The following is a 26,548-nucleotide window of genomic DNA, read 5'->3' as shown; positions in this document are numbered from 1 at the left end:
GTCTAAGAACTAATGATACTTGGATCATATCATCATAATGTTCGTTTCCCAACAACATCTAGATAATTAGCAATATTAGTATCCATACGAGCAACTGGTGCATCTTGTGTAAAGCCATCTCATGTATTATTAGTTTTTATAATATTATCCTTAAATGTTGCATTAATATTAATACCTTGTCTATTGTTTCAACGATTTTCTTTAGTTTTATCAAATCAACTTTTCATTTTTTCAACAAAGCTATTAATTTTTGTATCAGTTGGATCAAGAGGACTTGAACCAAATATATCCTGTAAATTTCAATGAATTAAACTCGAGTTATTATTAAAGTATAAATTATAATCTCATCAAGTTGCATCACCAAGGCTACCAGTACCTCCAGTAAAGGCTGTTAATGCATCATTTAAATTAAAAGTAAGAGTTGTATTTGAAGTATATTTTTGTAGTAAAAAACCAGTTTGTAAATAATCAAGATAAGGAGAATCAGATAATCCACCTGGACGCTCAGATAACGGTGCTAAGTCTTTTCACTGATAAGTATCTTTTCTATGATTTTTAAATGTTTTAATTATATTATAAGTTGATTCATCGCTTTTAGGTTTGTCTTGCTGTTGATATGTGATACCTGGCGTTTGAATAAAATGAATACCACCAGTATCAATAAAAATGCCAACTCCAGGTCCATTATTAACTGCAGCATCAGGAAGTTGTGGTCCTTTTATATCTTTCATATAAACTAAATCATTATATTGGCTAGTACCATCTTTACCTTTATCTTTAATAGTATCACGGTCTATATAAGGAATTAAGTCATCTAAACCCTTTTCCTTGTCAGTTGGTGAAGTAAATTGTGTTAATTTATATGGTTGAATACCATCAACATTTTTACCAACACCTTCAGCAGTAGTTACATAACGATATAAGTAATAATAAAAAGGACTATTCTCTTGTGAAGATTTAGTAATATCCATTAATCCTAAATCACCAGTTTTAGTAACATCAGTAGTAGCGGCCCCTTTTTCTTCAGTGAATGTTTGATCAAAACCATTAGTTCTAATATTCTTTAAAATTTCATTAATTTTAGTTTTATTTTGAGAAAACTGAGAAGCACTAATCTTTTCTTGTAAAGGTTTAGCATTAGAATCAAAAGGAATAACAATTTGACGAGTTCAAATTAATTCTTGATTTCTTAACATTACTTTAGCTATTTTAGATTGATTATCACTTAATAAGCCATCAATAGTATTGTATGAATCTATTTCATAATTACTATCATTCTTATCATCACTAGTTTTTACAACAGGAAGACTAATATTAACACCAGTTCATGTTTTAGCAGCTTTAACAGCATCATCTAATTGTTTAAAATCGGTAAGATCAGGATTTAAACTATTGGCATTAGCAACAACTCAAATTTTGCTAGAATATTTACCAGCATCAGTAATACTTGTTTTACCATTAATGTACTGTTTTACACTATCATAAGTACCATTTGGATTGTTTTCACTCTTTACTTGTTCTCATAAATCCTTTAATCAAATATTAATTTCATTTTGATTGTAGTATTTATAATCCTTATAATTACTAGTAACATAACTACGTTGAATAATACCTAAAGCACTCTTTTTTAAAATATTATCAATGTAAGTATTAACATCATCATCGCCCAATACTTTCTTTCATTGTTTTTCTCATGAACGACCATATTTTGCTTGTAATGATTTTATTTTATTTTCCATCTCAGATTGAGCTGCTGTCAAAGCAGCAAGATAATCATCTTTATATTCTGGAGTATTTTTTAAAATTGAAAGATTAATATATTGATTAATATCAGTATATAATGTTTTACCTCATCCACTATTGGGATTATTTAATAAGTAATTAAAAAAGGTGTCAGTCGTAGTACTTGTATCTATAAAAGCACTATTTCAGTCGAAAACATTAGTTGTGCCTCTTTCATTTGAATTATTACAAGCTATAATAGACATAGTTGATGTTGATGATAACGTGAAAGCTGCAACTAAGGCAAGAATATTGCGCACTTTATTCACTCCTTTTAATTAAATCTATAGCAAAAAAAGATTTTTTAATTTATTTTACTAAGATATCTTAACATAAAATTTATATTTAAGGGATAGTTTTTTCTAATTAATTTTAAAATGAAATAACTAATTACCAATTATTTATTTTAAAAAATTTAAAATATTAATTTTTTTAAATATTATTACTTTATAGTGCACAAATAATATTTTATTCATTTTTTAATTTTAAGAAAATTAGCACAAAATTAAGTGTATAATCATTAGTATAAGTATATTATATTTGGTGTAATGATATAGGGGTAAATATGAATAAAAAAATAAACATTAATGATAATACCTTTAAAACTGATTTTCCCTTTTTTAAAAATAATCCTGATTTAGTTTATTTAGATACAGCGGCTTCTTCACTAAAACCACAAATAGTTATTGATGCTGTTAGGGATTATTATGAAAAATATTGTATTAATCCACATAGTCAAGATTATCAACTTGCTGTTAAGGGAAATGATATATTTGAAGATACTAGAAAAACAATTAGTAAATTTATTAATAGTAACGAAAACGAAATAGTTTTTTGTCCTTCAGCAACTTTTGCTTATAATCAAATTGCTTTTGGCTTAGAAAAATATTTACAAGAAAATGATGAAATTTTATTAACCACTTTAGAACATAGCTCATTACTCTTACCATTTTATCGTTTGATACAAACTAAAAAAATTAAAATAAAATTTATTGAAACAAATAAACAAGGAGTCATTACTGTTGAAAATTTAAAAAAAGTTTTAACACCTAAAACCAGAATAGTTGCTTTTGCAAATATTAATAATTCTTTAGCAATAGAAAATGATACTGAAACATTAACTAATTTTATTAAAGAATATGGTAAAAAAAATGTTAAAAGTGATAATTGAATTTTTAAAAATATTTTAGTAATAATAGATGGTGCACAATCAATAGGACATATAAAAACCGATGTTAAAAATTGAAATATTGATTTTTTTGCATTTTCTGGTCATAAAGTTTTTGGTCCAACTGGAATCGGTGTCTTTTGAGGAAAAAACGAATGATTAAATATGCTAGATCCACTAATATTGGGTGGAGGCATGAATGGTGATATTTATGAAAATGGTAAATTTAACTTATTAGATAGTCCTTATCGTTTTGAAGGTGGAACACAAAATATTGCGGGTGTATTTGGGCTAGGTGCAGCTATTAAGTATTTATTAAACATTGGTATTGAAAATATTAGAAATCATGAAATTTTACTAAAAAAATACGCAATTGAACAATTAACAGCACAGTTAGGAAATAACATTGAAATTTATAATATTGATGGCAATAGTAGTAACATAATATTTAATATTAAAAAAGTATTTGCACAAGATGTTGCTAATTTTTTAGGAACACAAAATATATGCGTACGCAGCGGAACTTATTGTGCTAAATTATTACCTAATATAATTAACGCTGAAGTAACAATTCGTCTTAGTTTTTACATATACAATTGCAAAAAAGATATTGACTTATTAGTAATAGCTTTAAAAAAAGGGATTAATGAAGGAGGAGATTTTTTAAATGAATTCTTTTAATAACAATCAAGACTATTATCGCAAACTAATTGTTGAACACTATAGTAATCCAAAAAATAAAGGTTTTAAAAATTTACCAAATAGTTTGACATATCATCAAAACAATGAATCATGTGTTGATAATTTTCATGTTGAAATTTCTATTAAAAATAAAGTTATTAATAGCGCACGCTTTACTGGAATTGGGTGTGCTATTTCAACTGCAGCAACCGATCTTTTTTGTATTTTAATTGAAGGTAAAACAATATCACAAATAAAAGAAATTATTATTAATTATCAAGCAATGTTATCAGAAAAGCAATTTAATGATAAAATAATTGAAAATATGATTGCTTTTAAAAATGTACCAAGACAACGTAATCGAATTAAATGTGCCCTTATTGGTATTAATGGTATTAATAAAATAATTGAGAAAGAATGTGAAAAAAATGGAAATGGAAATTAAGGATAAAATTAGTTTAAGAACCATTTATTTAAAAAAATTAAAAAATGTTTCTAAAAATAATTATCAAAAGTGAAATAAAATTATTTTCAATAAATTTAATGAATCACATTATTTTAAACAAAATAATGTATTTGCTCTTTATAATTCCTTACCATATGAAGTAGAAACTAAAGAAATTATTGAATTATTATGAAAAAATCTAAAACAAGTTTGTTTACCAAAAATGAATGGTGAGCATTTGGAATTTTACTTTATTAATAGTTGAAACGATATAGTATTTGATAATGATTTTAAAATTGGACAACCAAGTTTAAATTGCCAAAAAGTTATAGGAAGTCAAATTGATTGTATGTTAGTACCATTGATTGCTTTTGATAAAGATTATTATCGTATTGGTTATGGTAAAGGTTTTTACGATCGTTATTTATCTAAAAATAAATTTAACTTTAGTAAAATAGGACTTGGTTTTGCTATTCAAAAAATTCCTTATATAATTAATCACGATAATTGAGATATACCATTAGACTATATTTTTACTAATTAATATTTTAATCTAAAAATTAAATACACTAATCAATAAATAAAAGATAGTTTAATTAATCAAATTATTTTTTTTATTTTTATTGTATATTCATTTTTTTAATTATAGACTTAAATTAAGATTTACTTAGAATGGATGGGTTACACTTTATTGGACACTAATTACGTAGACAAGTGAACAAATTAGTGAAAAGAAAGGAAGTATAATTATGGCCAATATTAACTCATATTCAGATGAATTTAAAAAACAAATAGTAGCTTTATATCAAAGCGGTAAGTCAGTGTCTTGTCTTGCTAAAGAGTACAATGTTACAAGAGCAGCTACTTATAATTGAATTAAGCAATTTACTAATTCAGGTAGTTTTAAAACTAAAGATAATCGTTCTGTTGAAGAAAATGAATTAATTAAATTAAGAAAAGAATTAAAACAATTAAGAATGGAAAATGATATTTTAAAGCAAGCAGCACTAATAATAGGCAGAAAGTAGAAATTATTGCTAAAAATAAAGTTAAATATAAAATTCGCACAATGTGTCGTTTTTTGAAAATATCTAAATCAACATATTATTTTAACTTAAAGAAAAAAGAAAATAAAATCAAAAATAATATGTATGATGAAGCTGTTATTAGTGCTTTTAAAGAAAATAAAGAAGTTTATGGTACTAGAAGATTAAAAAAAATTTTAGAAAACCAAGAAATTTATTTATCAAGAAGAAAAATTAAAGAAATTATGAATAAGCATAATTTAATATCAAAATACACTAAATTATCATTCAAAAATCATCATAATAAAGTCAATAATAGTCAAATAACCAATCTTGTTAATAGAAACTTTAATAATAGGGTTAAAAATGAAGTTATTGTTAGTGATTTAACTTACGTTCAAGTTAATGGTAAATGAAACTATATTTGCCTATTAATAGACCTATTTAACCGAGAAATTATTGGACATAGTGTTGGAGTTAAAAAAGATGCATTACTAGTATATCAAGCATTTATGCAATCAAATCGCTGTTTAAAAGATATCCAAATATTTCATAGTGATCGAGGTAATGAATTTAACAATAAAATTATTAATAATCTTTTATTAGCATTCAATATTACTCGATCTTTAAGCAAAAAAGGTTGTCCTTATGATAATGCTGTTGCTGAAGCAACTTTTAAAACTTTCAAAACAGAATTTATTAATGATAAAAATTTTACATCATTAATCCAATTAAAATTAGAATTATTTGATTATATCAATTGATACAACAACATAAGAATCGACAGCACTTTAAACTACTTAACTCCTATCAAATATCAAGAACAAGTGTCTACCAAAAAATAGTCCTAAAAAGTGTTGCCATTCCAATTAACCATTTTTGTATATATATCAATATTATAAGTTCTATCACCAATCATATGTTTTAAAATTTGTTTAATATTAGTTTCAGTAAAGCAACCAATATTTTCAACTAATGCTTGGTTTAATACACCATCTTTGGCATTAATAAAATAACCAACTTTTAATTTTTTATATTGTAAAGTTAGTAATTGTAAAAAATTAATTAATTCATAATATTTACCTTTTGCAAATAAATTTATTGCATTTTCATAATGTAGTTTAGCAATTTTATTTTTTCTTCTTCCTGCCATTATACCAAGAAATAAAACATGAAAAGCATGAAATTTATCCAAAATAAATTTAGCATTTAAAATTGTAGCAGTTTTTCTAATTCATTTTGCACTATCTCCACAAACTATTAAATTTGCTTGGTCAAAGTTTTCAAAATATAAATTACCATATTTTTGAATAAATTTAACTGTTTTTTCTGCACCAATTTCTGTTTTTGATACTCTTATTTTACAAACTGCTCTTTTATTAATTAATTTTCCATTTTTCTTTTTACCAGTACAAAATACTATTAATCTCATAGAACATTTTTTACAATTTTTAGTATTGTGTTTTTCATTAAACTTAAATTTTCTATGTCCATCATCAATATTTATATATAAAGTTTGATTTGGTTTTAATACTATTTTAGGGATATTTGCTTTTGGCAATTCAAATTTTTGATATGTTCTACAAACTGTACTAGTACTTATTAAATCTTCAATAAAAGTATCACAAACATCACGATACTTTTTTCCATCAGCAAAAAATTTTAAAATTTGTTTAATAACATTAGGTGCAAGTTTACTATATTTTTTAACACCAAGATAGTTATCTAATAACGATACATATTCAGTTTTTTGTTTTTCTATGTTATAATATTTACAAATACGTCGTTTATAATTTAATAAACCTTTTTTCTTTTAATTTTCGTTCTCTGAATCTATATGATTTATATACAGATTTATCACATTCATTTCATAGTTGTTCATCTATTTTTGCAAATAATTCTTCTGTTTGTTTTAAACTTAATTCATCTTGATTAAAATCGTGTTTGTCTCAATCAAAAAGATTAAGGAATGGTAATTTTAACATTTTTAATGTTCCTTTCTTTTAAATAATTTAATTTTAACTTATATATGTTAATAAGGAGTAAATATGGCTTTTATTACTAGTTATGCACAACTAAATAAAAAATATAATCTTAATTTTAGTGATAATAATTATGGTTTTAGTTGAGATATTTTTAAACAATTTGTTGGTGATGAATGAGCAGAATTTTTCACTACTAATTGTTTTTATCGTTTTATACCAACAGCACGTGGAACAAGAAAAACTTGAAACTGCTTAGCATTTGATTTATTTATATGTTGTAATTTTAGTGATAGTAGTGTTCAAGAAGTAAGACGATATGAAAATACTCATAGTGAAACTACAATTGGTGCTTTAATGAATGTTTGTCAAGTTTTATTAGATACATATAATATTAATTTATTACCTAATAATACACATGGTATTAAATGAAAAATAACCAAAGATGGTGGATGTATTATTTTTCCTAATAATCAACAAATTGATTTTATTGGTTATGCTAATGGTAATAAAATTTTTGGAAAAGAAGCGGGTGGGTCAAGTTTTTTGGGTTCACGTACTGATGAAATAATAATGGCAGAAGAAAAAGAAACACTAACAGAAAAGCAATTAACATATAGATATGAGCGTTTACAAAATTCTATGTTTAGAAGTAATCGTATTAAAGTTTCAAATGAACCAATTAAAGAATGAAGTTGAACTTTTATTGATAAAAATATATATAGTCCTACTTTTGGAAAATTAATTACTCGTTATTTTTATAAAAGTTTCTTTATTACTTTTACATGTAATCCTTATGATAAATATCATCCATTTTATTTAAAATACTGTACGCCATTTTTGCCATTAAATGATGAAATAACGAAAAATCTTAAAAAAATTGGTAAAGTTTATTATGAAAATAAAGACATGTTTAGTGGTTTAGGCTTATTTATTTTAAGATTTACTATTAAACCATTTTGAAAAAAATTACCTGAAATTCAACAAAGAACATTATTAGAAATGGAAAAAAGTAATCCTGATGAATTTAATACTGTTTTTTATGGTTTTGAATTTTTAGATAGTGACGCAACAATTTTTCCATTTCAAAAAACTGTAAAATATTGACAACCATATGATTTAAAACAATTTTATAATCAAGAAAAAGATATTTATAAATTTGATTTTTATAGTGTTGGTATTGATTGAGCTACGGGACCAAAAGACCATACTGTATTTATGATAATTGGTTTTAAAGAATATAATAATACTGGATATTATGACCCTTATGTTATTTGTGAATTAGTAGTTACTCCAAATGATTTTATTAATGAAAATGAAAAAATTAATGCTTATGTAAATGAAATTTTAGGATTAATGGATAATTTTGAAAATTTTGACCAAGCAATTTATTTTTATGATGATAAAGCAAGAACAGCAATTGATTGATTAAATCAAAAATTAATAGATGAACATAATACTATTTTAATAACACAAACTGCTATTAAACATGCTTCAAATTTAAATCAAGAAGCAGGATTAACTAATAGAGTAGTTTGAATGAGAAATATTATGAGTTATGGAAATTTTTATGCAAATAAAAATGATTTACCAAAAACTACTCAATGTTTAGAAGAATTACGTTATGACCAAACAAAAACTAACATTCCTGATAAAAATATGTATCAAGACCCATATGATGCTTTGTTTTATGCACTATATCCATACAAAAATGTAATTAGGGGTAAAAATAATGCTAGTGTGAAAAAAAGCATCTTCACATTTGCTATATAATAAACAAGTTGAATATCATTAATAGTATAGGTATCACAAAATAAACGCCTTTAATTTAGGCGTTATTTTGCATTTAAAAGCATACTTGTAAAAATAATCAAAAATAGTACAATTTATAAGTAAAATCAAGGAAAAAAGGAGAAATTTAAAATGAAAACATGAATAAAAACAAATTTAAGTAAAATTACATTAGCATTAGCACTAACTGGTGCTACAACTGGAACAATAGGATTAATCATGGGGGGGTGCTTACCCATAATCTTAGTGGACTTAAATATTATTTAAATTCATATAAAGAACCTATAATGGGTGTTCAAAAAATATGAATGTCTGACATTCATGATATTTCAGTTTCTATAAAAAGTGAATTTAAAATATATTTTGCTGATAGTCCTAAAAAAACAAAATTTTATAATGGAGGAAATAACATCGAAAGAACAGATATACCATGAGATGGTAATTATCCTGATGGGTATTTTAATAAATAGCCTTTAAATTTCTAAATTAATATAAGAGGATATTTTCATTATATTTATCAAATAAATTAATATTAGTTAAATTTATTTCTTGTTTGTCAGTTAATAAAGTTAAATCATAATTACCAGAACCAAATATTCCACTAATTTCAATTCTATTTAAATTATTAATAGAATTTTTAATTTGCAATTCAAATTCATTTTTATTATCAATTTTTAATATTTCTTCATAAAATTCTAATTTAGAAAATAATTGTGATTTGCTAGAACCATATAAGTTTAAAGCATTTTCAATTTTAGATTTTTCAATAATTGTTCTTGTAAAATACTTTCCATATTCACCATTTGATAATGTTCAATCAGCAGGAATTAATGAGGGTATATTATTACTTTCTAATTCATTTGAATAGATAATCAATTAAACTGGTTATCATCTAATTTAAATAATTCATTTTGACTGATATCATTATTTTTTAACTTAATATTATTTATATCTGTAAAATCAAAATATTCAGATTTTAATATTACTTTTACATCTTTATATTTTCAACTATCATCCTTAGTAGAATGTATTGGATTTGATTTTAATTCAAAATAATAAGGTAATAATATTTTATTATCATCATTTAAGCCTTTATTAATTGATAATATTGAATAAATATATTTTGATAGCATAATCAATACTTGCTTAAATATTTTAATTTGTTCTAAATTAATATAGTTTGGATAATCTAATTCTCATTGTCTAAATAAATTAGTAATAATTTCATCAGGTTTTTGCCCTGAGAATTTATCACGTAATTTTGCTATTTCATTTGTTGGTTTGCCTTTATCATCATAATCTGCACCATCAAAATTACGATTATAGTTATATGTATAACTTAGCATATCTAAGAACCTGTTTAGGATCTTTTTTAACTTATTTTTGATTAAATTAATATCATAAATGTTATTTTATAGTTGAAAAATAAATTTTTAATCGATAAGTTGTCAAATGATAAAATCTTTTTAACAAAAAAATGACAAAGAAAATAAAATGTTAATTAACTGTCAGGTTAGAAATAATTATTCCCTTTTTTAGTTTAATTATGTTTAAAAGATTCCAAACAGGTTCTAATAATAATTGTTGTAAACTGTCAATTTTTGGTGCATCTTTTATTTCTAGTTCAACATCTTGAAAATTATTATCAGTAGCAATTCATAATGCAGTTGCTCCAATTGAACCCATACCATAGATTTCTTTATCAATTAAATGTTTTGAATTTGATAAAGGTCAGTTTGGTTTAGAACCAACAAATTGACCAATTCAAAAATTAGTTACTCTTGCATTATTAATAATTTCTTTTCTTGTTTCACTTCCACCGCCAATAGCAATTAAATCTAAAACTGATTTTTCTTGTCCAATAAATTGTTTTGCTAATTTTCATGGTAATATTTGTTCACTAAATCATTGTTGTAATATTCTAACTTTTGGTTGAATTTCAATAGGCATTGATAATAGCGGAAATGCTATCTTATCTTTAACAAATAACTTTGGGTATAATTCCATATTGTCAACTTCACCAAGTACCTTTATATTGCCGAAAATCATGCTTCTAGGGGCTTTAATTTTTAAACCAATTACTTTTGTATCTTTGTCTAATGGTTTTTGTAATTTAATAATAATTGGATAACCATCTCTTGTTTTAAAATCTTTAATTTTAATAATAGTAATACTTTTAGTACTTCTTGTTTTTGGATTTTGATAAGGTTGAGAATAGTTATTAATGATATATAAATTATCAATATTATTTTCAGTTAATGGTTCATTAATAGATACAGCATATAACTTAAATTGATTTAATAAATTTATTTCTTGAAATATTAAATTTTTAATATCAGTCATACTATATTCAATAGTATTATCATTAATATTTGTACTTGCTCTTTGATTTAATTGCATAGTAAAGTCTGATGTTTCAGCAGCAGTAGTTTTTAATACTTTATCAATATCAATAAAACCAATTTTAATAGTATTTGCTGAAAATCTTAAATTATTATTTTCATTATTTTTAAATAAACGTTCAATTTCATAAATATATAAAGTTCTTAGTTTAAATTCATCATATGCTCTTTTAAGCTCAGGGTCACCTTTGCTACTCATAAGATTAGTAAAGTCATAAGGAATATTGTCAATTAAATAATCATTTTCTACTTCTGCTTGATTAAGTTTAGTTTGTTTCTGTGGAAACTTCGTTTGTGGTTTGTTGTTTTGATTGTCCATTGTTTTCTCCTATTAATTGGTTATTTTCGGGATTAAATAATTTTAATCTCACTGTTAAATTATTAATTTCTTGTTCATCATTAATGTTAAATGTTTTACTATTTAATAAATCTTTATCTAAACGTACTAATATTTGAATAAATTTAAGAATATCAATATTAAATTGTCATAACTTTTGTTCAATATAATTAATAGTTGAAATATTTACAGCTGTACTTTCTGGTACTGATTGTTGTGCAGATTTCTTTTGACTTGGAATATGAATGCCACAACGTTTAAATATTTCATTAACATTTCAATCATATATATCTGTTAAATTCTTACCTTTAAAATTACTACTTGTCATATTGATATTTTCATTTTGTTCATTATTATCTCCGCCACTTTTAAAAATATAATTTTTAGTAACTAATATTCTTACAGCATCTTCTAATAAATCTTTTACATTACCATAAGTTGAATTAAAAATAAACTTTGGTGAGTTTAAAATTGTATCTAAGAACCTGTTTAGGATCTTTTTTAACTTATTTTTGATTAAATTAATATCATAAATGTTATTTTATAGTTGAAAAATAAATTTTTAATCGATAAGTTGTCAAATGATAAAATCTTTTTAACAAAAAAATGACAAAGAAAATAAAATGTTAATTAACTGTCAGGTTAGAAATAATTATTCCCTTTTTTAGTTTAATTATGTTTAAAAGATTCCAAACAGGTTCTAAGAACCTGTTTAAAATCTTTTTAATAAAATTGAAATAAAGGAAAGAACAACCATTTGTAAGCTAGTATTTAATTTTCTTTCACAATTTTTTCATAATCTTCTGCATTTTTCTAATCATGCAAAACTTCGTTCTACAACTCATCTTTTTGGCAATAATACAAAAGAATGTAATTCATTACGTTTGATAACTTCAACATTTGCATTTATGATTGTTTTGATTTTAAAAGCAAATTTTTCACCAGTATAACCAGCATCTACTAGTATTTTTTGAACTTTAGATAAATTTTCTTTTTCATTTTCAATCATTATTATAGCACTGTTACGATCTGTTTTTTCTGCTGTGGTTATGTAAATTGTATGTGGTAAACCTTGAGAATCAACAGCAATATGACGCTTTATTCCTGAAATTTTTTTACCAGCATCATAACCTTTATTTTTAGCAGTATCTGTGTTCTTAACACTTTGTGAATCAATTATACAAAAACTAGTTTGTTCTTTTCTACCATTATTGATACGAACTTTTCTAACTAATTTTTTTTAAAATTACTTGTCAAGTGCTAGGTTCTTTATCACTATTTTTACTTCAAATTTGAAAATAATAATATACAGTTTGTCATTTTGGAAAATTTTTTGGTAACATTCTTCATTGACATCCACTTTTTAATACATATAAAACTGCACAAAATACTTCATATAAATCTAAATTTCTTGGTTTTGTTTTCTTTTTGCTATTTTCTAAAATTGATCTTATGTTCTCAAATTGTTCTTTAGTAACATGACTTGGATAATTTTTATGCATATATACCCCTTATCTTAAAATATATAGTCATTTTACGTTATTTTATAAAAGATTCCAAACAGGTTCTAATGGAGCATTATATAAATTAGCATTATTTTCTGCTACAAAATCAGTAAAATATGTTTCATGATTAAAATTATTAAAACCAAAATAACTTAAAATAGAAGCATGTGTACTTTTACCTTTTAAAAAAGTTAATTTAGTTTTTTCTTCATTATTAGTACTTTTATCTCTTCTTAAAAATCTACCTAACATAATATTCACCACCTTTTTTTAAAATATTTGATTAATTTTTAATACAATTTTTACTATAATAAATATAATTAAACCAGCAACAGCAGAAGATAATAAAACTCCTATTAAACCTAAAATAATTTTTATTATTTTAAAAAACATAATATTATTCCTGCAATTCTTGTAATTTTCATAAATTACCACCACTAATATTCATGTCTTCTCATTTAAAAACATCAATATTTTCATTTCTTGAACATAATAATTGTAATCTTCCACCCTCTTTTATATAAGTACTATATACTGTTACAGTTTGTGGAATACCAGAATCTAACGAATAAACAAATTCAGTAAATGTATAAATATCTGGTAATATTATTTTTTGTTGTCTTGGATTTAAATTAAATCATATACGATATAATTTATTTTCTTTACAATCATATCTAATTTCTTGATTTTTTATACCAGTAGTACTAATATTAAAGGCTACATCTTTTCATTGTGGAATACTTGGTGTTGGTGTATTTTTTAATTCAATATCAAAAGTATTTTCTGCTAATTCTTTAATATTTAAAGTTTTTGAATTAATTTTTAAAGGTTTAGTTATATCTATTTTTTCACTTTTTGTAATATTTAATGTATTTGAAGTAATTTCATAAGTATTTTCTGTAATTTCTTCTTCTAATTTTAACAATTGACCAACTTTTTTTGAAATTGGAATTGTATTCATAAATATAGAATTTATATTTAATTGTAAAAATGTATTTGAATTATCACTATATAAAAAATTTTCTAAAACTTGATTATTATTCCCATTATGTATAAATTCTTTACATATTCATGAAAAATTATTTATGTTACTATCAGTTAATTCAAAATTATAATAAATACGATATCTTTTATTTTTAATAAAATTATAATTAATAGTTTTATTATCTTGTTTAATACCAACTTCTTTTCATTTACCAATTTTTAAATCTTTTATTTTTTTAATTAATTCATTAATAGCACCAGCAATAGTTTTATCACTAGTTTCTAAATTAGCAATTTCAGTACCAAAAGTATTGAGAACAAAAGCATATTGAAATTGTGTTTTATCTATTTTATCTTCTAATTCTTTATCTACTTCTTCTTTTTTATAATAATCAGTTAAATCTGGGATATTTTTATTTAATGTTCTTAAATTAACAGCATCTTGTGGTTGTGTAGGGTCTGCTATATAAACAATTCTAGTATTATTTGAAGTAATAATTCTTTTTTCTTTAGGTTGAATAATATTAGGCGAATTAGGGTCTATTAATCATAATGATTCACCACTACCGCCTAATTTATACCACAAATGCTATTGAATCTGTTAATAGTCAATTACGAAAAGTTATCAGAAATAAAAAAGTTTTTCCTAATGATATGGAAGAATTGAAAATATTTTATTTAGCAATTGAAAATATAACAAAAAAATGAACAATGCCCATTCAAAATTGAAATACAGCAATTGCTCATTTTATGATAAAATTTGAAGATAGAATTAATCTTAACTAGTACTTTGTAAAACAAAGATACACAGATTTCTAAAAAGCCTCATATTAAATTATATCCACATTTGAAATACGTCCTTTTATTTAGAATTGTTGTTGGTTGTTTGTCATTTTTAATAGAATTTATTGCTTTAATGTTTATTTTTTTATTTGGTTCTGAACTTTTAATTAGTTTATATAATGGTACTTGTTTGTTATCTTTATTAAGATACTGATCACTAGTAATAGTACCAACAAGTTTTTCATTATTATTTAGTAATATTTCAGCAAGAGATGTTGTTATTGGTAATTGTGGTTTAATTTTTCTTGAATTTGTTGTTGTTTTTTCTTTTTCTGTTATAAGATTTTCTGATTTTTTACTATATAGCACTTCTAAATATCTCCTTTTTCAAATTAAAAACCTATTTACTTTAAAATAAAAGTAAATAGGTAAAAACTTATATTAATTTTAGGAAAATTATATCATAGTATCTATATTAAATATAGATATTTTTCATTTATTTTTGTATTAGATAACTATTGTTTAATTAGAAATAGTTACCTCCTTAGAAGTTTTATAATTGAATTGTTTATAAAAAATACATGTATATGAAATTAAATATTAATACTTATATAAGTGTTAATTATAATTTTCATCAAAAGTATTATTTTTTATGTTATTATATATTCATAATTTGTTAAGTATCGTTTTTGTTTTATATTTGTTTTTATAATTTTTTATGTTAAGATTTGTTTGTTATTAAAATGTATAAAATTAGTTTTTAAAAACTAGATTGTGAAGTTTTATATATGGATATTCAACAGGATTTTTATATCAAAAAGATTTTTTATGCTTGTTATGTTAAAAATGTTGTTTTACCTATTTCATTTTTGAATAATATTGGAAATAAAAAAGGAAAATGTTATGTTGGTAATAAGCAAAAATTAAGAAATAATACTGTTCGTACTAAAAATAATTTAATTCAAAAAGCATTACATAATTTTTATAATAGTAATATTTTGAGTTTTGTTACTTTAACTTATAAAGAAAATATGCAAGATGTTAAGCAGTCAAAAAAAGATATTCGTTTATTTTTTCTTAAATTAAAAAAGTGATGAAATGACCCTAAGCGTGCTGAATATATGGGTGAATTAAAATATATGTATGTTTATGAATATCAAGACCGTGGAGCAGTTCATTTTCATATAATTTTTAATAGAAAAATACCTTATAATATGATATGTGATTGATGACCACATGCTGGAAATGCTAAGGGTATTGATTTAAGAGTTGTTCGTAAAGGTACAAATGAGTTTGTTATTAAATATTTAGGTAAGTATGTTACAAAATCATTAGATGATGTTAAATCTATAAATCAAACAGATATAGGTATTAAAGCATATTCTTTTAGTCGTAATTGTAAAAATCCTATTGTAGTTCGTGGAATTAAAAAAATGACAATTCAAGATATAATTAAAGCAAGTTTTAATGCAACAAATGTATTTTATTTTAAAACTCAAAGAGATAATCAAGGTAATACTGTTATGATTGGTGGTATTATTGAAAGTACTGTTGTAAATGATTATTTTAAAGATTATGAAGATTATGAAAAATATGTATATTTAAGTGCTTTATCGTATAAGCATTATTTACGGACTAGTGAAATAGGTTATTTAATTCAAAGAGATAAAGATGTTTTAACTTGGGCAGAGAAAGTTTTTGGTAATAAAGTTGAGAAAATAGATTTTAAAAATAGAGTTTTACATTAGAAGAAAAACTTAATTTTTTCTATAATTTTACTTGTATATATATATATATATATATATAATGGTTAATGAACATTAGTAATTTTCACAATCATTACTGATGTTCGTTTTTTTTATTGTATTTTTATTTTTTATGTTATAATGATTTTGTAAGTATAGGTTTACCCTACTATGCTTAACTTATTAAATTAATTTTTAATGATTGTGAAGGTTAAGTTTTTTTATGTTTAAAGTACAGTTAGTTAATATTGAAAAGGGTCGTGTTATTCCCGATAAAAATAATAAAGGTCAAACATTAAAGTTTGATGTTTTGAAGTTTGTAGAAATAAATAAACAAACTAGTGTACCAACTGGTCAAACACGTGATAAATGATATAATCCAGAATTTGCTAGTGATTTTAATAATTGTTTATCTACTGTTGATTTAAAAGTTGGTAATTTTTATTCACTTGAACTTGATTTAAGCGGTAATATTAAAAAACTTTCTAATTGAAAATAGTTATTTATTAAAAGGGTAATTTTAAATAATTATTTTATGTTAGGAGTTAATTTTAAATTATGGTTAAAAATGATAATTGTTCATGTGAACAAGCATTTCATTTAGCAATTTATATATGTAAACTTTGTGACCAAGTTATTTGTCCTAAAAGAGTTTTGCAAAACTTATATACTAGAAAATATTATTGTCCAAATTGTATATTAGATATTGCTTTAAATAAAGCAATGAGACAACAAGAAAGTAAGTTAAATTATGAGACATAAGTGTAGTGATTGAACTTATGAAAGAGTATATGGTTGTGAAATGTGTTACAGAGTTGCTAATGAAATGGAACGAATAAGAAAAGAAAATAAAAGAAAAAAATAAAAACTAAATAAGGGGCATATATATACTTTTTAGTGTATTTTTGCCCCTTACTCTAATTAGTATAAATATGCTCCTTATTATTAATAAAAGTAAGGAGTTTTATTTATGGAAAAAAGGAAACAGTTTAAATATGACTATATGTTAATTGATAAAGCGTTTAGAGATGCTAAGGAAGATAAGCATTTGCAAGAGATTTTAAAAAGATTAAGTGAAAAATAGAGGAGACAGTAAACATGCCTAATGAGTTAGAACAAACTAGTAATTATACTTTAAGTAAAATTTTAAGAACTGGATTAAGTCCATTAAGTGCTATGGTAGGAGTTAGTGCTTATTATGGTCAATATTTAAAAGACCCAATTTTAGGTTCTATTAATTCTTTGTTATTTAGTAAGAAGTTGGCAATTGATATATGAAATATTAATCAAAGACCAACTACTAAAAATAAAGTTATTAATAGTTATAAAAAGATATTTTTAGGATTAGGAACAATTGGTTTAGTTAATTATGCTAAGTTTGTTAATTATGTAGATAAGTCGGTTTTTTTATTAAGAGATGAACCATGTTTTTGACCACCTTGTCCTACACCACTACCAATTCCTATTCCAATACCAACACCTAGTCCAATAGTTAATAAACCTTTTGTAGACTGAGATACTTATATATCTTTAAATAGTTTTGGTATAGCAAATGTTATTAGTGGTTTAACTGAATTAATACCTAATAGATTTGAAATTATACGTAAAATAGCGAATACGGGTACTGGTGGTTGTTTGATTAGTAGTGGTGTTGCTATGGGTATTAATAATAATTTTAATAATTATTTTGCTATTCCTACGATTATTGCCGGTGCAAGTGAGATTATAAATATTTTATTGTTACCGTTAAGAAATACACATAATAATACAGAATTACAAGAAGTATTTACTGATGAAAGAGCAAGATTAATTAATGCTAGTGTTAATGATTATCAAAGTATAAATGACAGTATGGTTGATGTTAATTTAAATGATGATAGTATGTCGGAGATTAATTTAGATAGAGCAAGTTTAAATTGGGATTATTCTTATGCTTATACGTTAGGTGGTGTTTAAAATGGATTTTAAGGAGATTGTTAAATATGCTTTATATATTGGTGGGTTTTGCCTTATACTTTGATTTTGTCGTAATTGAATACATGAGTGTATACAGAAATTCAAACATAAAAAACATGTAAAGGAAAAAGAAAATGACCCAGATTGTATTTTTTGTCGTAAAGATTTTGAAAAGAAGAAACGTAAATTAGAAATGGAAAAACAACAAAAAGAATTAGAGAAAGGGGGTGATTAATATGCCTGCTGGATTATCAGCATTATTAAATATGATTGGTGGTGTTGGCCAACAATTATTAAATGCTTTTACTTATATTTTTGGTTGAGTATTTACTACTGGCGATGGTGGAACACTTACAAATTGACCAGTGTTAATTTCAATTGTATTTATGGTTCTTGTATTTATTAAGCAGTTTGTTGGTCATATTATCCATGGAACACATTAGTAATTAGAAAGGAAGTAAGCAAATGGTAAAGTTATTTTTTAGTTTGGTTTTTGTTTTACCTTTATTGGGTAGACTTTTACCAGTTGTTAATACTTTGGTGCAAACTATTTATATGCAGTATTTAAGTTCTTTTGCTGGATTACATACTGTGACACTTTTTATTAAGTCGTTCTTTTATGATAGTTTATACACTTTACCTTTGCCTATTCTTGCTTTAATAAATGTTAGTTTTGTATTTTATTTAATTTTAGGATTATTTAGATTTACAAGACATTAGGATGTGAAATTATGTTTATACCTTTTATTACAACTGTTATGCAATTATTTGCTTCAATTTTTATGAAGTTTTTTAGTTTTCCACTTGGTGATTTAGGTTTTAATTTAGGTACGTTAATGATATTTTTGATTTTGCTTAGATTTGCATTTAGGGTTATTTTACCCGAATTAATGTTACCAACATTAGGTTTAGGTTATGGTGTTAAATTTATTGGTAAATCTGCTGTTGCTATTGGTGGTGGTGCTGGTAAAGATATTGCAAATGCTTATCGTAATGGAGAATCTGGTGTAAAACCAGTTCAACGTTATAAAGGTGGTACTTATTCTTATAAACAAAAAGGTACTGCTGTTGCTCGTACTAGTGGATATGAACAACATTATTATAATCCTAAGTATATTAAGTAGGTGTTATTATGTCTAATTTTGTTTTTAGTATATTGCATTTTATTTTTATATTTTCTAGTAAAGATATTCAAATATTTTTAAATCAACCAAATATTACTGATGAAGTTTATATTTTGTTTAATTTGACTTTTTGGTTGGTATTAGGTGTATTTTTTAATTTTATTTATCGTAGTATTAAATTTGTTTTTAGGTCATTGTTTGGGTAGGTGTTAATTATGAGTGTTTTAGAAATTTACAATAAAATACATCAATGTATAGTTGATTATTGAACTATGTTTATAGGTAGTCCAGTTGACCAATTTACTACTATTTTATGAAATTTAGTAGTTTATGGTACACAGTTTTTTATTGGATTTATTTTGTTTTATGGTTCATGGTGAATTTTAAAATGTTTATTTGGTAAATAATTATGTGATTTAAGTTTGCTAAATTATTTTTTGTTGTAAATACTTCTGTTCAAGCACCAACTAGTTTAATTGCTTCAAATGACCCTAATGTTGTTAATTATGATATTACAAAAGAAATGGTTAAACATGTTAAATATCATAATTTTGATGATTGAGCAACAATACCATGAAATTCTGCTTATTTTGACATTGACCAACCAGATTTAAAATTAGTAAGTGGTGAATTTATTGGAAATGGTGAGGGTATTTATACATGTCGTTATTTTAGTGATACAGTTGGTGTTTTACCACAAGTGGTAAGGATGGGAACTGGTGTTTATACTTTTAATAGAAAACAATTAGATGACTTTTCACGTATTATGTTTAATCATAATTATGTTTCAAATGATAATGTTAATTATTTAGGTTTTCTTAATACTGGTAAAAGTATTATAAATTTTCAAACACAGTTAAATTTTGAAATTGATAAACCTTTAAGTTTTTATATTCAAGGTTTTATGTTTTATTTTTCTTATCATGATTTTAAAACTTTCTCTGCTCATTTTACTTTTAGTTTTTTAGATAATGTTGGTGATACAAAATATGTTTTTAAAGGTAAAGTTGATAATGATATTTATCAGCAAGATTTATATAATTTTGTTACTATGCCTATTCGTGTTCCAAATTTAAGACATTTAACAGTATTTTTTGATATTCATGGTCAATCAATTAGACCAACTTTTTCACCAGATGTTTTTTTTGGTCAAGTTAATATTTTTTCAAGTGAAAATATAACTCCAGTGCCACCAAATAGTCCTTTTAATCCTGAATATGAAAGACCAAGTTGATATGATGTTTTTGGTCATTTACGTAATGCTTTTAGATGAGTACTTTATGGAGTTGTTGGTAAAGTTTTACCAGTTGAACCTTTAAGAGAATTTTTTACTAAACTTGACGGATTATTAAGACGTATTTTTGATGATACTATTAGTTCTGTTTTAAATGTTGATTTTACTAGTGGTTTAGAGCAAGTTTTAACTTTATGAGTGTTTTTAAAAGCAGTAGGATTTTTAGTTGGTTAGGAGTTGAAATAATGCCTTGATATGGTTATTTACTTTTAGGAGTTATATTATTAATAATACTTTATCCATTTTTAATAACTAGAAAAAATATAAAGATATTACAACGTGTAGGTAGTTATATTATTTCAGCACCACCACGTACTGGTAAATCCGCTCTTGCTTGTTGTTTAGCACAAAAACATAAAGGTAGAGTAGTAAGTCCTATTCCTATTAAAGTTCGTAATGAATATAGTTATCGTTGTTCTTATGATGATGTTTTTAAATTTAATCAATTAAATAGTAATTATGCTTTTAAAGAGTGTGATATGGTTGTTTTAGATGAGTTAGGTTTGAAAATTAATAGTAATGATTTATCACCCGAATTTAAAGAAACACAAGAAAGTTTAGGAATGTTTTGTAAGTTAATAGGTCATAATTTTAATGGAATTATGTATATGATTGAGCAACACCCCGATAGAATACCAAAGCAAGCACGTGAAAAAGTGGAATATATTGTTCAAGTTAAAAGAATGCGTATTTTGTTATTTTTAGTTAAGTTTAAACTAAATATTTATACTAATGTTGATGATTATAATAAAGTTGTATTATCTAAAAGACAAACAAAGCGAATAATTAAACGTGGTGGATTACCACCTAGTTATAGTGGTGAAACTATGACTTTTAGTTTATGATTTCCTAGGTCTTATTTACAAAGATATAATAGTCGTGCTTTAAATTATATTCATTCGTTAAAGAGTGAATTAAGTATTGTTAAAGACTATGAACAATCACAAGCATTAGATTTTACTGTTGATGATATTAGAGCAGTAGGATTAGATAAGTTGGATAATATATTACAAACTGAAAAGAAAGAAACTGAAAATACTGTATGCCGTACTTGTTATTATAGAAATAAATATTCTAAGAAAAATAAGAAAGATGTTAAAATAGAGTAAACCTATATTATTGGTCGGAGCCAACCAGAACCTTGGTTGGTTGGCCGTGGCGTTTACGCCACTGGGGTGAGTTGCGAAGCAACTAGGGGCAAAGCCCCTATATACTTGATAACTGTTCAATAACTGTTCATAACTGTTCATTCCTAATATAGATATATCTCTATGTTAGGATTTTTATTAAATTAAAGTTTTAAAGAAAAGGAAAAAAGATTAAAAGAAATTCCTAAAGATAAAACTAAAACAAATTAATTAAAGTAGCAGTAAGCAATAGAACAGTTCTTGCTTATGCTTGAGACCCCAGATTAGTCAATAAGAAACATTGTGAGGTTGAGTTACAAATTATGAAACAAATGATTATTTTTGTTTCTATTGTTACACCTGACTATGTAGAGATGAAAAGATTAGTTAAAAAAATGACAAAAACAAGTGAGTGATTTAATAAATAAAACTGAAGTTCCAATCAGTGAATATAAAAAATTTTGTTTTAAAAACAATTTCAGGACAATTATAAATAAAGATTACAAATGTAATCTTTATTTATCTCTTTATATTAATTTTAAGTTATTAATTTTTTTTATTGATTTTACTTGGAATTTCTTGTAAATGAGTTACAATTGTATTAAAGTTTTAAAGGAACTTTGGAACAAAATATTTTGGTTTTTTTATAGACCTCGTTTAAATTTTTGTATTTAAATTAGGTTTTTTGTTTTATTATATCGTTTAAAGGAGTGAGAAATATGAAATCACAATTTTATAGAGATGGAATAATTTATTATGCAATGAATTTAGAAAAGTGAGCAAATGTTGAAAATAAAACTTACTTTATAAAATATCATGATGTGATTTTAAAATTAACTGATATCATTAATTGTTATGATTTAAAAAATATTTCTGAAGTAAAAGTTTATAAGTTCTTAGCAGATGCTTTTAATAGTCGAATTTTAAAAGAAGTAGGGGATAACTAATGAAAATTAATTTAGAAGAATGCACAAATAATAAAATAAAATATTTAGAATCATTACCAGAAAGAACTAATGGAATGTCTTTAGTTATGTATCCAGTAAATTCATGAGCAGAAATAGTTAATAAATGTGCTTGCAATAATTCTAGTGATGAAGAAACAGCAGTACTACAAACTAAAAAAGGTCCTAAAATATAAACCATTATAAAATAAAAAAAGGCGTATTAATTACGGCTTTTATTTTTTTATAATGGAGCGGGTGATGGGAATCGAACCCACGTCTTCAGCTTGGAAGGCTGTAATAATACCATTATACGACACCCGCAGTTATGTTAACCACCATGTATTTATATCATATTACTAAAATTAAAGTCAACTACTTTTGATAAACAAGTTAAAAAAAATTATTTTTTAATCTTTTTTTCAATATGTTTATTTTTTTCTTTTTAAATAAAAGAAGTTTTTCTTTAAAGAAATAAGAAACAATGACAAAAATAATTGAAGCTATAGCAAAAAAATGAGCAATTAATCATATAATTCAGAATTTATTAATATTTAAACTAAAAAGAAAAGTTGTGCACAATATTGTGATAATTAGTGACAATGTTAAAAATACTAATAAAATTTGTTTTTTATTAGTAACTCATATTGGCATAATAAAAATAAATAGAATTATACTAGTAATTGGTCAAATCATAATTTGAATTGAAGTATTCATAATTTTGGCAACAAATGAGTTTTGAGATTTAGGAAAAAAATTATTAGTCATAAACATTAATCAAACTAAAAATAAAAATAAAGAAGCAATTGTTAAAGTTATTTTGCTAATTAATAAAATTTGTTTTAATTTATTTTTTTCCATTTCACTCACCATTTAATAATAATTTTTGTAATCTGGCATCAAAATGCCAGATTACAAAAAAACCTAATTATAATACTTTATCATAAGTATACTAAAATATTTTAAAAAATATTATTATTTGTTTTTTTCTTTTCTTTTTTGTTTTTTATGACTCTTAAAATCCATTATGACAAAGAAAATAAAAAGACCAATAATACTTACTAAAGAAATTACCATTAAAATAATTGCTCCAACATCCATGTTTTTTAACCTCTTTCAGTTTTTGTTTTTATTTTAAATAATTTATTAAAACCAGTATGAATATTTTTATGATAAGTTAAGATAAAAGTTAAAAGTAAAACTAACCCAACACCAAGTGTTAGACCAACTGTACCATAAACAAAATTAGCATTGATAATATTAATAATAAAATCATAGATACCAGTAGCAATATTAATTAAAATTAAAATTGGTGCGATAATTAAAATTACTATTTTATATCTTTTTGTTCATTTCATTCATGAATTTTCATTATTATATAATTTTAATGTATCATATAGTTTTCAGCCATATGGACTAATACCAATTAATAAAATAAACCCAATTATTAGTAGTCAAATTTGTGCTACTCAGATTGCTAGCCCATTAAACAGCGCTGGTGAATTACTAAAGGTGAATAATACTGATACTGCCATTGCTCCTAATAATGATATTGCTAATGCTTGTTTGCGCTTTAAATGAATTTCATATTCTAGACCATTTACCATTGATTCAACTTGACCAATTAGTGAGGACATACCCGCAAAGAAAAGTGTAACAAAAAATAATATTGCTAAAATATTTCCTAAAATAGGAACTTGATTATTAATAATAGCAAATAATTGTGGTATTACTTGGAAAATCAAAGCAGGTCCTGCTTGAAATACATCTTTAATATCAGTTTTACCTTGATTTTGAGCAATTGCACCTATTGAATTAAAAACAATAATTGTTGTTAATATACCAATAAGGCTAGTACCAAAGGCTACTACAAAAGCTTGATTAGTACTATCTTGTTTTTCGGGAGCATGAGCTGCATAAATATAAATGGTTCCTGTACATGTTGATAACATAAAGAATGATTGACCAAAAGCATCTTTTCATAATCCAGGATTTAATAATTCTTTAGCATCTAAATCAAACATTACATTTAATCCAAGTTTAGCACCTGATAATGTACTAGTATAAATTGCTAAAATAATAATCATTAAAAATAAAAATGGAATCATAATTTTATTGGCTTTTTCAATTCCTTTTTCAACACCACCTAGTAGAATGATACCCAAAATAATTCAGACACCAATTGTTGCAAGTAAAATCATTCAATTTAAGTTACCTAGGCTATTTAAATTGCTGATATCTTGATCATTTGTTTGTTGTAAAATATTATGATAAAAATAAGAACCTTTATTTAAATTAGAAGTAAAACTAATAATAATATTAATTAAAGTTCATCCTACTAAAACACTATAATAAGTACTTAGTAAAATAACGGTTGTTGAATGCAATCAAGAGAAAAAAGCACCCTTTTTACCTCCAACCTCACTAAAAAATTCAATATGATTTTTTCGATATTTATTACCAATTGTCATTTCAATAAATAAAACTGGTATTGCACAAATTACCATACATATTAAAAAAGGGATTAGAAAAGCACCATGATGGTTATACATTTGAGTTGGAAATCCTAAAATACCACCTAATCCTACTGCCGAACCCATTACTGAAAGTAAGAATCCTAATTTTGAGATATTTAAGCGTTGTTTTTTCATATTAATAAATTACCTCCTTTATAACAGTTAATTATACAAAAAAATATTTTATTAAAACCAATTTCAGTAAATAAAATTTTGCGATGTTATTTATTAATAATGTGTATTGGAAAATATATAGAAAATCAAAATTTTATTTTATTTAATAAAATGATATTATTACAAATAAATAATAAGAAAAAACAAGGTTTTTAAGTAAATTTTAAAAAAGTAATATTAAAAAATAAAACTCCTCCTTATATAAGGAAATAATAAAAATTTATTTTTAATATTATTAATTTAATTATTTAAGTTATTAAAATTATTTTTCATAATTTCAATATTAATGATTATATTACTTTCATTTATTTAATATAGGGTTATAATACAAGAAGTAATAAATAAAGACTAGAGTTTAGCTCATATTTAAGGATTGTAATTCTTAATATGGGTGTTTTTATATTAATTTTATTACTTTAAATTATTTTTTAGAAAGGATGAAAAATATGGATTCATCACCAGCAAGAAGTTATTCTTTTACAGAACAATTATTATCAAATGATTTAATATCAACTAATAATAGAAATAGGGTAGTACCTACTATAAGAGATGTGTTACTTACTCTTGGTAATTGAATGGTAACTGGGGGTAACTATTTATTATATCAAGATGGAGTATTATCACTAGCACCAGCATTATGTTTTATGGGGGAAGGAGCAATTAATTCAAAAATTTCGTTAACTAATTTAATATTAAGATATTGAAATATTAATAATGTAAGAACCTGTTTGGAATCTTTTAAACATAATTAAACTAAAAAAGGGAATAATTATTTCTAACCTG

General features: G+C 23.9%; 35 protein-coding genes, 1 tRNA gene and 1 pseudogene. 23 read left to right on the top strand and 14 right to left on the bottom strand.

What is annotated here, in order from left to right:
* Nucleotides 1-2: 2 nt before the first annotated feature.
* Nucleotides 3-2,042: a hypothetical protein gene (locus ACXUB0_RS07200; protein ID WP_458258248.1), complete on the bottom strand. Its 2,040-nt coding sequence runs from the start codon at nucleotides 2,040-2,042 to the stop codon at nucleotides 3-5.
* Nucleotides 2,043-2,347: 305 nt separating this feature from the next.
* On the opposite strand from ACXUB0_RS07200, the gene ACXUB0_RS07195 reads away from it, so the two are divergent.
* The 4 genes from ACXUB0_RS07195 to ACXUB0_RS07180 all read left to right on the top strand — a co-directional run bounded on the left by ACXUB0_RS07195 (nucleotide 2,348) and on the right by ACXUB0_RS07180 (nucleotide 5,946).
* Nucleotides 2,348-3,631, top strand: coding sequence for an aminotransferase class V-fold PLP-dependent enzyme (locus ACXUB0_RS07195; RefSeq protein ID WP_458258247.1), 1,284 nt, complete (start codon nucleotides 2,348-2,350; stop codon nucleotides 3,629-3,631).
* A complete protein-coding gene (gene sufU / locus ACXUB0_RS07190; protein WP_174481014.1) occupies nucleotides 3,618-4,076 on the top strand; it encodes a Fe-S cluster assembly sulfur transfer protein SufU in 459 nt (152 codons plus the stop codon). The genes ACXUB0_RS07195 and sufU overlap by 14 nt, the downstream gene beginning before the upstream one ends.
* On the top strand, nucleotides 4,060-4,620 hold the full coding sequence (locus ACXUB0_RS07185; protein WP_458258246.1) for a 5-formyltetrahydrofolate cyclo-ligase: 561 nt from the start codon (nucleotides 4,060-4,062) through the stop codon (nucleotides 4,618-4,620). The genes sufU and ACXUB0_RS07185 overlap by 17 nt, the downstream gene beginning before the upstream one ends.
* A 205-nt stretch (nucleotides 4,621-4,825) precedes the next feature.
* Nucleotides 4,826-5,946, top strand: a protein-coding gene (locus tag ACXUB0_RS07180; protein WP_458258245.1) for an IS3 family transposase whose coding sequence is annotated in 2 segments (ribosomal slippage) — nucleotides 4,826-5,102 and nucleotides 5,102-5,946 — 1,122 coding nt in all. Because the reading frame shifts where the segments join, the coding sequence is not laid out codon by codon here.
* Nucleotides 5,947-5,948: 2 nt separating this feature from the next.
* On the opposite strand, the gene ACXUB0_RS07175 is transcribed toward ACXUB0_RS07180, so the two are convergent.
* Both ACXUB0_RS07175 and ACXUB0_RS07170 read right to left on the bottom strand, forming a co-directional pair.
* A complete protein-coding gene (locus tag ACXUB0_RS07175; RefSeq protein ID WP_458258804.1) occupies nucleotides 5,949-6,863 on the bottom strand; it encodes an Mbov_0401 family ICE element transposase-like protein in 915 nt (304 codons plus the stop codon).
* A gap of 25 nt (nucleotides 6,864-6,888) precedes the next feature.
* The gene (locus ACXUB0_RS07170; RefSeq protein WP_458258244.1) at nucleotides 6,889-7,086 is read right to left on the bottom strand and encodes a hypothetical protein; all 198 of its coding nucleotides are present in this window, start codon (nucleotides 7,084-7,086) and stop codon (nucleotides 6,889-6,891) included.
* Nucleotides 7,087-7,149: 63 nt separating this feature from the next.
* Here ACXUB0_RS07170 and ACXUB0_RS07165 point away from each other — a divergent pair, with 63 nt between their 5' ends.
* The 3 genes from ACXUB0_RS07165 to ACXUB0_RS07155 all read left to right on the top strand — a co-directional run bounded on the left by ACXUB0_RS07165 (nucleotide 7,150) and on the right by ACXUB0_RS07155 (nucleotide 9,344).
* On the top strand, nucleotides 7,150-8,856 hold the full coding sequence (locus ACXUB0_RS07165) for a hypothetical protein (RefSeq protein WP_458258243.1): 1,707 nt from the start codon (nucleotides 7,150-7,152) through the stop codon (nucleotides 8,854-8,856).
* Between the two features lie 150 nt (nucleotides 8,857-9,006).
* Complete coding sequence (locus ACXUB0_RS07160; RefSeq protein ID WP_458258242.1) at nucleotides 9,007-9,141, top strand: hypothetical protein; 135 nt, start codon at nucleotides 9,007-9,009, stop codon at nucleotides 9,139-9,141.
* Nucleotides 9,142-9,161: 20 nt separating this feature from the next.
* Complete coding sequence (locus ACXUB0_RS07155; protein ID WP_458258241.1) at nucleotides 9,162-9,344, top strand: hypothetical protein; 183 nt, start codon at nucleotides 9,162-9,164, stop codon at nucleotides 9,342-9,344.
* A 16-nt stretch (nucleotides 9,345-9,360) separates the two neighbouring features.
* Here the strand turns inward: ACXUB0_RS07155 and ACXUB0_RS07150 are convergent, their stop codons facing one another.
* The 8 genes from ACXUB0_RS07150 to ACXUB0_RS07115 form a co-directional block, all read right to left on the bottom strand.
* Nucleotides 9,361-9,750, bottom strand: a complete 390-nt coding sequence (locus ACXUB0_RS07150; protein ID WP_458258240.1) for a hypothetical protein — start codon at nucleotides 9,748-9,750, stop codon at nucleotides 9,361-9,363.
* Entirely contained in the window at nucleotides 9,726-10,220 is a 495-nt protein-coding gene (locus tag ACXUB0_RS07145; protein WP_458258239.1) for a hypothetical protein, read from the bottom strand. Before ACXUB0_RS07145 ends, ACXUB0_RS07150 begins: the two co-directional genes overlap by 25 nt.
* 151 nt (nucleotides 10,221-10,371) lie before the next feature.
* A complete protein-coding gene (locus ACXUB0_RS07140) occupies nucleotides 10,372-11,595 on the bottom strand; it encodes a hypothetical protein (RefSeq protein ID WP_458258238.1) in 1,224 nt (407 codons plus the stop codon).
* Nucleotides 11,543-11,941: a hypothetical protein gene (locus ACXUB0_RS07135; protein ID WP_458258237.1), complete on the bottom strand. Its 399-nt coding sequence runs from the start codon at nucleotides 11,939-11,941 to the stop codon at nucleotides 11,543-11,545. Before ACXUB0_RS07135 ends, ACXUB0_RS07140 begins: the two co-directional genes overlap by 53 nt.
* Nucleotides 11,942-12,325: 384 nt before the next feature.
* Nucleotides 12,326-13,115 (bottom strand): IS5 family transposase gene (locus tag ACXUB0_RS07130; RefSeq protein WP_458258104.1). Its coding sequence is split into 2 segments (ribosomal slippage): nucleotides 12,326-12,853 and nucleotides 12,855-13,115, totalling 789 coding nucleotides; the frame shifts between segments, so codons are not numbered across the junction.
* 42 nt (nucleotides 13,116-13,157) lie between these two features.
* A complete protein-coding gene (locus ACXUB0_RS07125; protein WP_458258236.1) occupies nucleotides 13,158-13,370 on the bottom strand; it encodes a hypothetical protein in 213 nt (70 codons plus the stop codon).
* An 18-nt stretch (nucleotides 13,371-13,388) separates the two neighbouring features.
* Complete coding sequence (locus ACXUB0_RS07120) at nucleotides 13,389-13,511, bottom strand: hypothetical protein (RefSeq protein WP_255495889.1); 123 nt, start codon at nucleotides 13,509-13,511, stop codon at nucleotides 13,389-13,391.
* 4 nt (nucleotides 13,512-13,515) lie between these two features.
* Nucleotides 13,516-14,688: a hypothetical protein gene (locus ACXUB0_RS07115; RefSeq protein WP_458258235.1), complete on the bottom strand. Its 1,173-nt coding sequence runs from the start codon at nucleotides 14,686-14,688 to the stop codon at nucleotides 13,516-13,518.
* Between ACXUB0_RS07115 and ACXUB0_RS07110 the strand changes: the two are divergent.
* From ACXUB0_RS07110 to ACXUB0_RS07040, 15 genes and pseudogenes are all read left to right on the top strand, one after another.
* A pseudogene (locus ACXUB0_RS07110) lies at nucleotides 14,670-14,888 on the top strand (transposase); the annotation flags it as partial. The gene ACXUB0_RS07115 and the pseudogene ACXUB0_RS07110 overlap by 19 nt on opposite strands.
* A gap of 130 nt (nucleotides 14,889-15,018) precedes the next feature.
* Entirely contained in the window at nucleotides 15,019-15,303 is a 285-nt protein-coding gene (locus ACXUB0_RS07105; RefSeq protein WP_458258234.1) for a hypothetical protein, read from the top strand.
* A 370-nt stretch (nucleotides 15,304-15,673) separates the two neighbouring features.
* Complete coding sequence (locus tag ACXUB0_RS07100) at nucleotides 15,674-16,633, top strand: rolling circle replication-associated protein (RefSeq protein WP_458258233.1); 960 nt, start codon at nucleotides 15,674-15,676, stop codon at nucleotides 16,631-16,633.
* A gap of 220 nt (nucleotides 16,634-16,853) precedes the next feature.
* Nucleotides 16,854-17,129 carry a hypothetical protein gene (locus ACXUB0_RS07095; RefSeq protein WP_281748721.1) on the top strand — a complete coding sequence of 92 codons (276 nt, stop codon included), beginning with the start codon at nucleotides 16,854-16,856 and terminating at the stop codon, nucleotides 17,127-17,129.
* 59 nt (nucleotides 17,130-17,188) lie between these two features.
* The gene (locus ACXUB0_RS07090) at nucleotides 17,189-17,392 is read left to right on the top strand and encodes a hypothetical protein (protein WP_458257595.1); all 204 of its coding nucleotides are present in this window, start codon (nucleotides 17,189-17,191) and stop codon (nucleotides 17,390-17,392) included.
* Nucleotides 17,393-17,728: 336 nt separating this feature from the next.
* Nucleotides 17,729-18,586: a hypothetical protein gene (locus ACXUB0_RS07085; protein ID WP_458258232.1), complete on the top strand. Its 858-nt coding sequence runs from the start codon at nucleotides 17,729-17,731 to the stop codon at nucleotides 18,584-18,586.
* A gap of 1 nt (nucleotide 18,587) precedes the next feature.
* Nucleotides 18,588-18,821 (top strand): hypothetical protein, encoded by a 234-nt coding sequence (locus tag ACXUB0_RS07080; RefSeq protein WP_458257597.1) that lies wholly within the window; start codon nucleotides 18,588-18,590, stop codon nucleotides 18,819-18,821.
* Nucleotide 18,822: 1 nt separating this feature from the next.
* Entirely contained in the window at nucleotides 18,823-19,029 is a 207-nt protein-coding gene (locus ACXUB0_RS07075) for a hypothetical protein (RefSeq protein WP_174480363.1), read from the top strand.
* Nucleotides 19,030-19,051: 22 nt separating this feature from the next.
* Nucleotides 19,052-19,306: a hypothetical protein gene (locus tag ACXUB0_RS07070; RefSeq protein WP_174480864.1), complete on the top strand. Its 255-nt coding sequence runs from the start codon at nucleotides 19,052-19,054 to the stop codon at nucleotides 19,304-19,306.
* Nucleotides 19,307-19,317: 11 nt separating this feature from the next.
* Nucleotides 19,318-19,710: a hypothetical protein gene (locus ACXUB0_RS07065; protein ID WP_458257598.1), complete on the top strand. Its 393-nt coding sequence runs from the start codon at nucleotides 19,318-19,320 to the stop codon at nucleotides 19,708-19,710.
* Nucleotides 19,711-19,925: 215 nt separating this feature from the next.
* On the top strand, nucleotides 19,926-20,117 hold the full coding sequence (locus ACXUB0_RS07060; protein WP_458257599.1) for a hypothetical protein: 192 nt from the start codon (nucleotides 19,926-19,928) through the stop codon (nucleotides 20,115-20,117).
* 2 nt (nucleotides 20,118-20,119) lie between these two features.
* Nucleotides 20,120-21,178 carry a hypothetical protein gene (locus ACXUB0_RS07055; RefSeq protein ID WP_458257600.1) on the top strand — a complete coding sequence of 353 codons (1,059 nt, stop codon included), beginning with the start codon at nucleotides 20,120-20,122 and terminating at the stop codon, nucleotides 21,176-21,178.
* Nucleotides 21,179-21,189: 11 nt separating this feature from the next.
* Nucleotides 21,190-22,113, top strand: coding sequence for a hypothetical protein (locus tag ACXUB0_RS07050; RefSeq protein ID WP_458257601.1), 924 nt, complete (start codon nucleotides 21,190-21,192; stop codon nucleotides 22,111-22,113).
* Nucleotides 22,114-22,850: 737 nt separating this feature from the next.
* Entirely contained in the window at nucleotides 22,851-23,078 is a 228-nt protein-coding gene (locus ACXUB0_RS07045; RefSeq protein ID WP_174481002.1) for a hypothetical protein, read from the top strand.
* On the top strand, nucleotides 23,078-23,272 hold the full coding sequence (locus tag ACXUB0_RS07040) for a hypothetical protein (RefSeq protein WP_458258231.1): 195 nt from the start codon (nucleotides 23,078-23,080) through the stop codon (nucleotides 23,270-23,272). The genes ACXUB0_RS07045 and ACXUB0_RS07040 overlap by 1 nt, the downstream gene beginning before the upstream one ends.
* Nucleotides 23,273-23,325: 53 nt before the next feature.
* On the opposite strand, the gene ACXUB0_RS07035 is transcribed toward ACXUB0_RS07040, so the two are convergent.
* The 3 genes from ACXUB0_RS07035 to ACXUB0_RS07025 form a co-directional block, all read right to left on the bottom strand.
* Nucleotides 23,326-23,399 (bottom strand) — tRNA-Gly (locus ACXUB0_RS07035).
* A 651-nt stretch (nucleotides 23,400-24,050) separates the two neighbouring features.
* Nucleotides 24,051-24,176 carry a hypothetical protein gene (locus tag ACXUB0_RS07030; protein ID WP_458258230.1) on the bottom strand — a complete coding sequence of 42 codons (126 nt, stop codon included), beginning with the start codon at nucleotides 24,174-24,176 and terminating at the stop codon, nucleotides 24,051-24,053.
* 5 nt (nucleotides 24,177-24,181) lie between these two features.
* Nucleotides 24,182-25,726, bottom strand: coding sequence for a sodium-dependent transporter (locus ACXUB0_RS07025; protein WP_458258229.1), 1,545 nt, complete (start codon nucleotides 25,724-25,726; stop codon nucleotides 24,182-24,184).
* Between the two features lie 485 nt (nucleotides 25,727-26,211).
* Between ACXUB0_RS07025 and ACXUB0_RS07020 the strand changes: the two genes are divergently transcribed.
* Nucleotides 26,212-26,517, top strand: coding sequence for a hypothetical protein (locus tag ACXUB0_RS07020; RefSeq protein ID WP_458258228.1), 306 nt, complete (start codon nucleotides 26,212-26,214; stop codon nucleotides 26,515-26,517).
* Nucleotides 26,518-26,548 lie beyond the last annotated feature (31 nt).

Source organism: Spiroplasma endosymbiont of Dactylopius coccus (assembly GCF_977110965.1).
The sequence above is the reverse complement of the archived record's forward strand: the minus strand, read 5'-3'. Positions and strand labels throughout refer to the sequence as shown.